The following is a 1,598-nucleotide window of genomic DNA, read 5'->3' as shown; positions in this document are numbered from 1 at the left end:
AACCAGAGCAAAAGCCAGAGCAAAAGCCAGAACAGAAACCAGAACAAAAACCAGAGCAAAAACCTGCAAATACAAATCTTAAAGAGCAAGATAAAGGATTACTCGCATCAAATTCTAAGGATGTAGAAAAATAAGATTTTGCTAAATGATAACAAGGTAAAGGAAAAGAAAAAGAACCTTTTTACAAAGTAACGAGGTTCTTTTTCATTGATATTCAACAAATATATGGAAAATCATCCCATTTTGTTTTATAATGTATTTATACTATTTTCTTTTTCAATTTTTAAATCATAACTATAATTTTTAGCCCTTCGGGTTTTGTTAAATTAAGAGGTTACTCTATGTAATCTATTAATATGACATATCCCAAAGGGCTTTTTGTGTTTGGAAAAAGAATTTAGTAAATACAAAAGCAAAGTGGAATGAAAATGAACGTTGTACAATTACCAAACCGTGTTTTTAAAGAAAAAGAGGAAAGGGAAAAAAAAGAGTATGTAAATTACATTCGAGATGTAGTTTTTGCAAATTGTACTAAGGGAGAAATAGAAAAGTTTAATGAAATATTAATGAGTAGAAAAGAGCAATTAATAAAGAGACAGCTAAGTGTATTGTTTTTTAATTCATTAGTTAGGTCCTCATTAAAGGATGCTTTGCATGTAGCTTTAGATGCAGATGTTGATTTTTCATTAAATCAAAAGCATAGTGAAAAATCACTAGATTTTAAAATAAGAAAAGAAAAAGAAGAGCTTAAAAATTATTTTACCGTTTTAGAGGACAAAATTATTAGTGAAGTAGATGATGAGATGAAAATTCATCTAGCCGAAAATTATAATAATGAAGATTTTAGAAAGTTCATCTATAAGTTTTTGTATCAGTAATACTTAACTAATCAAAATCGTATTATAAAAAGCTCCCAATGTCCTGCAGTTGGAGCTTTTTATATGTCTGATTGGTTGTATTAAAGTTTCATGAATTTGTTGAATGGTTGGTAGCGCAGAACCACTTTACCTTCTATATTATTCAAAGGAATAAACCCTATTTCTTTATATCTGCTGTCTAAACTTTCTTCGCGATTATCTCCTAAAACAAAAATTGTATCATTTGGGACTCTTTCGAAGCCAAATATGCTTTTTAATGAAAAGTCAGTTGTTTCGCCTCTTGAGTATGTTTCTTTTATCTGAATTCCATTTATAAAAAGCTGCTGTGATATATATTCTATTTTATCTCCGGGTAAACCAATTACTCTTTTTATAATTGTTTTTTTATCGGAAGTGTTTCCTAAGGGTGAATTAACAATAACAATATCAAATCTTTGCAGATCTTCAATTGAATTAGTAAAGTGATTAATTAAAACCTTATCATTATCCAATAGGGTGTTTTCCATAGAAACGCCAGAAACTTTATATGGAAAAAAAACAAACTGTCTTAGTAATAATAAAGTAACACCAAATAAGAATATTGATATTTGAAAAACAGAAAGTAGACGTTTTCTCAATTGTAGATCAAACTCCATTCTGAGGGTTTATATTATTAATCATAACACAAAAGCAATGAATTAAATATTCTGAAGATTATTGTGTTTATGAGTGAATTTTGTT

2 protein-coding genes are annotated in these 1,598 nt (G+C 28.2%); one reads left to right on the top strand and one right to left on the bottom strand.

Annotated elements, in window-relative coordinates:
• Nucleotides 1-428 precede the first annotated feature (428 nt).
• The gene (locus V7183_RS04290; RefSeq protein ID WP_335358788.1) at nucleotides 429-878 is read left to right on the top strand and encodes a hypothetical protein; all 450 of its coding nucleotides are present in this window, start codon (nucleotides 429-431) and stop codon (nucleotides 876-878) included.
• Between the two features lie 80 nt (nucleotides 879-958).
• Here V7183_RS04290 and lepB read toward each other — a convergent pair whose 3' ends face one another.
• On the bottom strand, nucleotides 959-1,495 hold the full coding sequence (gene lepB, locus V7183_RS04285; protein WP_335358787.1) for a signal peptidase I: 537 nt from the start codon (nucleotides 1,493-1,495) through the stop codon (nucleotides 959-961).
• Nucleotides 1,496-1,598 lie beyond the last annotated feature (103 nt).

This window comes from Bacillus sp. JJ1127 (assembly GCF_036965845.1).
In the GTDB taxonomy this organism is placed as follows: domain Bacteria; phylum Bacillota; class Bacilli; order Bacillales; family Bacillaceae_G; genus Bacillus_A.
The sequence above is the reverse complement of the archived record's forward strand: the minus strand, read 5'-3'. Positions and strand labels throughout refer to the sequence as shown.

Bases quoted from the DNA above. Each gene is read 5' to 3' on its own strand.
- V7183_RS04290 (WP_335358788.1), top strand. From the start codon at position 429: ATGAACGTTGTACAATTACCAAACCGTGTTTTTAAAGAAAAAGAGGAA.